Source organism: Ideonella azotifigens (genome assembly GCF_006519715.1).
GTDB classification, from domain to species: domain Bacteria; phylum Pseudomonadota; class Gammaproteobacteria; order Burkholderiales; family Burkholderiaceae_C; genus Ideonella; species Ideonella azotifigens.
In genome coordinates, this window is record NZ_VIDT01000283.1 from 1 (window position 1) to 6,662 (window position 6,662).

Annotated in this window: 7 protein-coding genes; 3 read left to right on the forward strand and 4 right to left on the reverse strand. The window is 64.1% G+C overall.

The features are described 5' to 3' along the window. Nucleotides 1-84: 84 nt before the first annotated feature. From hslO to FKP22_RS16885, 3 genes are all read right to left on the reverse strand, one after another. Complete coding sequence (gene hslO / locus FKP22_RS16875; protein WP_141288619.1) at nucleotides 85-1,068, reverse strand: Hsp33 family molecular chaperone HslO; 984 nt, start codon at nucleotides 1,066-1,068, stop codon at nucleotides 85-87. A 134-nt stretch (nucleotides 1,069-1,202) separates the two neighbouring features. After that, nucleotides 1,203-1,982: a ferritin-like domain-containing protein gene (locus FKP22_RS16880; RefSeq protein ID WP_141288620.1), complete on the reverse strand. Its 780-nt coding sequence runs from the start codon at nucleotides 1,980-1,982 to the stop codon at nucleotides 1,203-1,205. A gap of 43 nt (nucleotides 1,983-2,025) precedes the next feature. After that, complete coding sequence (locus tag FKP22_RS16885; RefSeq protein ID WP_141288621.1) at nucleotides 2,026-2,808, reverse strand: DUF481 domain-containing protein; 783 nt, start codon at nucleotides 2,806-2,808, stop codon at nucleotides 2,026-2,028. A gap of 287 nt (nucleotides 2,809-3,095) precedes the next feature. Between FKP22_RS16885 and FKP22_RS16890 the strand changes: the two genes are divergently transcribed. Then, the gene (locus FKP22_RS16890) at nucleotides 3,096-3,965 is read left to right on the forward strand and encodes a basic amino acid ABC transporter substrate-binding protein (RefSeq protein ID WP_141288622.1); all 870 of its coding nucleotides are present in this window, start codon (nucleotides 3,096-3,098) and stop codon (nucleotides 3,963-3,965) included. 15 nt (nucleotides 3,966-3,980) lie between these two features. After that, a complete protein-coding gene (locus FKP22_RS16895; RefSeq protein ID WP_141288623.1) occupies nucleotides 3,981-4,733 on the forward strand; it encodes an amino acid ABC transporter permease in 753 nt (250 codons plus the stop codon). Between the two features lie 56 nt (nucleotides 4,734-4,789). Here FKP22_RS16895 and FKP22_RS16900 read toward each other — a convergent pair whose 3' ends face one another. Beyond that, on the reverse strand, nucleotides 4,790-5,386 hold the full coding sequence (locus FKP22_RS16900; protein ID WP_141288624.1) for a MarC family protein: 597 nt from the start codon (nucleotides 5,384-5,386) through the stop codon (nucleotides 4,790-4,792). A gap of 227 nt (nucleotides 5,387-5,613) precedes the next feature. Between FKP22_RS16900 and FKP22_RS16905 the strand changes: the two genes are divergently transcribed. Then, nucleotides 5,614-6,603, forward strand: a complete 990-nt coding sequence (locus FKP22_RS16905; RefSeq protein ID WP_141288625.1) for a porin — start codon at nucleotides 5,614-5,616, stop codon at nucleotides 6,601-6,603. The last annotated feature ends 59 nt before the right edge of the window (nucleotides 6,604-6,662 follow it).

Below are 6,662 nucleotides of genomic sequence, written 5' to 3' on the forward strand. Positions count from 1 at the left end.
CCCGCCTGGCTGTGGGCCTGCGACAGCTGCGATCAACCGGACTGCGAGCACACCGCTTTCCAGCAGCGCATCCGCACGGCCGGCTCACTGCAGCGAAGCTGAGGCGGGCGGCTGGTCGCGGCCTGGCGTGAACATCTCACCCACGTCGACTGCGTCGAAATGGTATTGCTGGCCGCAGAAGTCGCAGGCGATCTCGATGTCGCCGCGCTCTTTCAGGATGCTTTCGGATTCTTCGCGGCCCAGGCCGGTGAGCATGTTGCGCACCCGTTCGCGCGAGCAACTGCAGCCGAAGCTGGGCGTGAGCGGCTCGAAGCGGCGCACTGATTCTTCCCAGAACAGCCGGCGCAGGATCGTGTCCGCTTCCAGCGTCAACAGCTCCTCGCGCGTCAGCGTCGCGGCCAGGTGGGCAATGCGGTTGAAGGCTTCCGACTGGCCGATCTGGTCCTCGTCGCCCGAGCCCCAGGGCGTGGCGCCCGGCCGCTCGCCGGCCAGGTTGCCCTCGCCTTTGGTCGGCAGCCGCTGGATCAGCAGGCCGGCAGCGACTTCGCCGTTGGCGGCCAGGATCAGGCGAGTGTCCAGCTGCTCGGACTGCAGCATGTAGTGCTCCAGCACCTCCGAGAGGTTTTGCAGCGGCCGGCGCTGGTCGTCGTGCAGCGGCACGATGCCCTGGTAGGGCTGCTGGCCGGGCAACCGGTCGGCGGGGTCCAGCGTGATCGCGCAGCGGCCCTGGCCGTGCAGGTTCAGCATGGCCTCGACACGGGCGCCGTCCGGCACCTCGCCGACGACCTTGGCCGTGGTGCGAAAGCTCAGGTCGGCCTTGGCCTCGGCCACTGCGAGCTTGACCGGACCGTCGCCCATGACCTGCAGGATCAGCGAGCCGTTGAACTTGATGTTGGCCTGCATCAGCGTGGCGGCAGCCGCCATCTCGCCCAGCAGTTCACGCACCGGCGGCGCGTAGTCGCCCGCAGCCTCACGGCGGCGCAGCACCTCTTGCCAGCTGTCGGTCAGCCGCACCAGCATGCCGCGCACGGGCAGGCCTTCAAACAGGAATTTATGGAGTTCGCTCATGGGATGGGTCCGCAGCCACGCAAACGGTGACCGCGTGTGCGGTCTGCGACGCTGCGCCTGGAAGACTGCCGATTTTACGAAGCTTGATACCAGCAGGCGCAGCCAAGGTCTTGCATCGGTTGGGCTGCATGCCGTCAGCCGCGGTAGCTCGCGAGCTCTTCTTCGGTGAAACCGGCTGCGCGCCGGGCGTCGAGGTTGAACGGGCCTTTCATGCGCGGCGCGCCATATTGCGCCGCGAGCTGCGAATAGGTGGCCACGGGTGCCAGGCAGCGCTGATCGCACAGCCAACGGTACCAGTGGTTGCCGGTGGCGACGTGACCGATCTCGTCGCGCAGGATGATGTCGATGATGGCGCCAGCCTTCAGGTCGCCTGCGCCGACCAGCTTGGCCTTGACCGCCGGCGAAGCGTCCAGCCCCCGCGCCTCCAGCGTGCGAGGCACCAGCGCGACGCGGGCCAGCAGGTCGCCCTTGGTCTTCTCGGCCATTTCCCACAAGGCGTTGTGCGCCGGGAAGTCGCCATAGCGGAAGCCCAGCGCCAGCAAATGGTCGCGCAGCAGCTGGAAATGCAGCGCCTCTTCGCGCGCCACCAGCAGCCACTGCCGGTAGAAGTCCGCCGGCATGCCGGCAAAGCGCCAGACGATGTCCAGCGCCAGGTTGATCGCATTGAACTCGATGTGGGCCAAGGCATGCAGCAGGCCCGCCCTGCCCTCCAGCGTGCCGACAGAACGATGCTTCAGTGCGGTGTGTGGCATCAGCTCGGGCTTGGGCGGGCGGCCGGGAATGCCGGCCGGTTCGACTAACACCTCGTCGGTGTCCAGCGCAGCCAACGGATCAAGCGCACGCGTGCCTTCGGCCTTGGCGTCAGGCGATGGGGTGAGCAGCAGCGCCAAGGCCTGCCGACGAAGGTTCTCCATGCGGCATGCTAACCAGCTTGGCGCCTCGACACCGGCCGGCGCCTCAGTCCAGCTTGACGGAGATGCCGGTGACGAACAGCGTGTCGCCCTTTTTCAGGCCGACGCCGGGATCGCTGTCATAGCGGTAGTTCAGCCCGGCGGTGAGGCTGAGCCTGGCGGTCATCGCAACGGCCAGGCCGGCGTCCAGCGTCGCGCGCGAGCCGCCGCCGGAATCCAGTGCAGGGTAGTACGAAAGCTTCTGGCGGAAGCTCGTGGTTTCAGTGAACTTATGGCTGGACTCTTCGCCCAGCACCAACTCGGCGCGACCGTAACGGACGCGCAGTTCGTCGTTGACGACAACAGGATCGAAATAGCGGTCTTGCGAATAGCCGATGCCCAGCGTCGCATCCCAGGTCAGGTCGTCGCGCTTGATCAAATGTCGGCCGACACCGCCGTGCACCGAGCCGCGCGCCTGGATGTTGGCAAATTCATCGCGCAGGAAATCGGCGCTGCCAAAGCCAAACCAGGCTGGCGTGAAATCCTGGTTATAGGCACCACCCAGGGACACGTTCTCTGCCGTGGTCTGGCCTTCCGAGCGGGACCACAAGGCCTTGCCGCCCAAGGTCAGCTTGCTTTCGTCGGTGGCCTGCACGGCCTCGCCATTCAGATTGACGCTGGCCGCACTGGTATTGCCAGACGAATAACTGGCGCCCGCGCCCAGGGCGTAGCGCATCTTGCCATCGGGCTTCACGGTGGCCTGGGCCAGCGCGACGCCTGGCAGGCCGAGCAGGCAGAGGGCGAGAACGGTCGTCGAACGTCGGTGTCGGGTAGCGTGGCATCGGGACATCGGTTCTCCTTGAAGCTGAAGGAAGTCAATTGCCGGGCGAAGACGACTGCCTGCAGGGAAGGCGGCGTGCGCCGAGCGCGTGTTGCCGGGATTGCGGCAATCCGCGTACCAAAGGCCGCCGGCTGGCTGTGCATTTCATCCCGCCGCGGCAATGTGTGCCCAGGTAACAAGGCACCGCCTCGGTGCGTGATTACCCCGTGCCGCCGTGGCGTAAATATTGCGTAACCCGGCCGTACACTGAAGGAACTAGTTTTTCCTTAGTTTTGCCCACTGTTTTGAGGACATCCATGGCTCAACAAGATACCCGTCGTTTCCTGAAGGCCGCCACCGCATTGGTGGCCGGCTTGGTGCTGGCTGCCTGCGGCAAGCAAGAGCCGCCGCCCGCGCCGGCCGAAACGGCGTCCGCCCCGGCTTCTGCGCCCGCCCCGGCGCCAGCCAAGGTCTACACGGTCGGCACCGACGCCGCTTATGCGCCGTTCGAGTTCCAGAACGAGAAGGGCGAGATCGTCGGCCTGTCGGTCGACCTGCTGAACGCAGTGGCAGAAAAAGGCGGCTTCCAGGTCAAGTTCGTCAACACCCCCTGGGAAGGCATCTTCAACGCGCTGGGCCAGGGTGACCGCGACCTGCTGATCTCGTCGATCACGATCACCGACGAGCGCAAGCAGACCATGGATTTCTCGGACCCGTATTTCGACGCGTTCCAGCTGATCGCGGTGAAGGAGTCGTCGAAGATCTCGAAGTTCGACGACCTGAAGAAGCTCAAGGTCGGCGTGCAGACCGGCACCACCGGTGACGAAGTGGTCACCAAGCTGCAAGGCAAGACCGCGACGACCATCAAGCGCTTCGAGTCGACCCCGCTGGCGCTGAAGGAACTGGAAGCCGGCGGCGTGGACGCAGTGGTGGCCGACAACGGCGTGGTGATCCACTACGTGGCCAACAACCCTGGCGCCAAGTTCAAGACCGTCTCCGACAAGGCTTTCGCGCCGGAGCAATACGGCATTGCGGTGAAGAAGGGCAACACCGAACTGCTTGGCATGATCAACAAGGGCCTGGCCGCCGTGAAGGCTGACGGCACCTACGCAGCGATCTACAAGAAGACCTTCGGCACCGAGCCGCCCGCCGCTGCCGCACCGGCTGCATCCGCCGCCTCGAACTGACGCGGAGCGCACGGCGTGGACTTGCGTTGGGAAATCCTGTCGGGCTACTGGCCGCTCTTCATGAGCGGTCTGTTGACCACCATCGAGCTGACCTTGGTGGCCATTGTGGTTGGCCTCCTGCTCGGCGTGGTGCTGGGCCTGATCAGCAGTTCACGCAGTGCGCCCCCACCGCAGTCCCCGCCCGCGCGGTGGCTGCTGGTGATCGTGCGTGGCATCACGACCGCCTACGTCACCTTCTTCCGCGGCACGCCGCTGTTCGTGCAGATCCTGCTGGTGCACTTCGCGGTGATGCCGGCCTTGATCCATCCGGACAACGGCTTGCTGCTGTCGGGCGACATGGCGAGGACCTTCCGCCAGGAGCACGGCGCGTTTTTCTCGGGCTGCGTCGCGCTCTCGCTCAATGCGGGCGCCTACATCTCCGAGATCTTCCGGGCCGGCATCCAGAGCATTCACCTGGGACAGACCCAGGCCGCCTGGAGCGTGGGGCTGTCGCACTCGCAGGCCATGCGCTTCGTGATCCTGCCGCAAGCCTTCCGTCGCATGGTGCCGGCGCTGGTAAATGAGGGTGTGACCCTGATCAAGGATTCGTCCCTGGTTTCGGCCATTGGCCTGGCCGAGCTGGCACTGGCAGCCCGCACGGTGGCGGGCGCATATTCGCGCTACTGGGAGCCATACCTCGCAATCTCGGCGATGTACCTGATCCTGACCCTGCTGCTCTCAACACTGGCCAAGCGGCTGGAAGCGCCCGCACACTTGCGCGGACGATGATTGCAAGTATTCTGAAAATATAAAGGCGGCGTTAAGCCGCTTTTTCTTTTGCCCTGTCAAAGCCCGAAGAAATAGCGCTTCAACCCCGCCAAAATCATTTCCACCGCCACCGCCGTCAACACCAGGCCCATCAGCTTTTCAACCGCCGAAACCACCGGCGTACCGAGGATTTTGCGAATGCGGTCGGCTGCCAGCATCACCGCGCCGCTGACCAGCATCGCCAGCGTCAGCGCCCCCACCCAGTGCCACATGCGCTCGGGCTGCCGCGAGGCCAGCAGCAGCACGGTGGCCATCGCTGACGGGCCTGCCAGCAGCGGCACCGCCAGCGGAAAGATCATCGGCTCACGCTGGCCCTCCGTGGCATAGATTTCCCCCCCTGAAGCGAAGATCATCCGGATGGCAATGATCAGCAGGATCACCCCGCCGGCGACCTCCAGCGAACGCTCCGACAGGTGCATCAGGCGCAGGAAGCCTTCGCCCGTGAACATGAAGACCAGCAATACCGAAAAGGCAATCGAGACTTCGCGAATCGCCACGACAGCGCGGCGCTCAGGGGACACGCTGCGCAACACCGAAATGAAGATCGGCAGGCTGCCAAAAGGGTCCAGCACCAGCAGGAGCAGGACAAAGGCCGAGATGAAAGTGTGGTCCATGGGTAGATTGTGGCGGCGTGCGTGATGTCGGCGCAGTCCTACGCAAGTTGCATCGCAACAACAGATTGAGCCCTGTTTGAGGGCGGCGCCAGGGTAAACCTTCAGGACGCACTTGTTCCAGCGATAAACTGCTTTTCACAGTGTTGTCATTCAGCACTTCAGAGTTTCGCTGCTCTGCTCGCGCAGACGTGAGGCTCCTTTGTTTACATTGACCAAGGGTCCTTCTCATGAAGAAATCTCTCGTTCTGACCGCGATCGCGGCCACCCTGGCGGCTCCCGCTGCGTTCGCACAAAGCTCGGTGACCATTTACGGTCGCCTGAACGTGGCTGCTGAAAGCCAGAAGATTGGCGATGGCGACCGCAACAATGTGATCCAGGATTACAACTCCCGCATCGGCTTCAAGGGCGAAGAAGATCTGGGCGGCGGCATGAAGGGCCTGTTCCTGATCGAGAGCGGCTTCGACGCCTCGACGGGCAAGAGCGGCTCCGCATTCTGGGGCCGTGAGTCCTGGGTCGGTCTGGCCACCCGTTTCGGTACGGTCAAGCTGGGCAACATGTCCGCCAGCGAGGCTTACTACGCCACTGCTGACTGGATCGGCATGCACAACCATGACACGGGCCCGACCGAAGACGCTTTCTACAGCGTCGTTGGCGCCGGCAGCGGCACCATCGCTTACGGCAACCTGAAGAATGCTGTTGCTTACTACACCCCGGTGGTCGCGGGCTTCGTGGGCCACGCCCAAGTCGCCGAAGCGACTGCGGGCAGCGAAGACAAGATCTACTCCGGCGCCGTCAACTACGACCGCGGTCCTCTGCACCTGGGTCTGGGCTACGAGCAGCACGGCGACGACAAGCAGACCGTGGGCCGTGCGGTCTACGAACTGGGCGCGTTCACCTTCGGCGGCTACTACGGCCAGGTCAGCGGTGACTCCAAGCACAACATCTGGCGTGTCTCGGGCATGTACACCCTGGGCAACAACGAACTGCACCTGAACTACGGTCAGGCCGGCAAGATCGACGGCGTGCCTGACAGCGGCGCCAACCAATGGACGGCTCAGTGGAACTACAACCTGAGCAAGCGCACCAAGGTGTACGCGTTCTACAGCAAGCTCAACAACGACGACAACGCTGCCTACCAAGCGTTCGCTGATGCTGGTTCACAAGGCCTGGGCCAGAACTTCAGCAGCTACGGTGCTGGCATCCGTCACAACTTCTGATGCTTCAGGCCTTCGGGCCTGGTTTCAGCAAAAGCCGACCTCAGGGTCGGCTTTTTTCA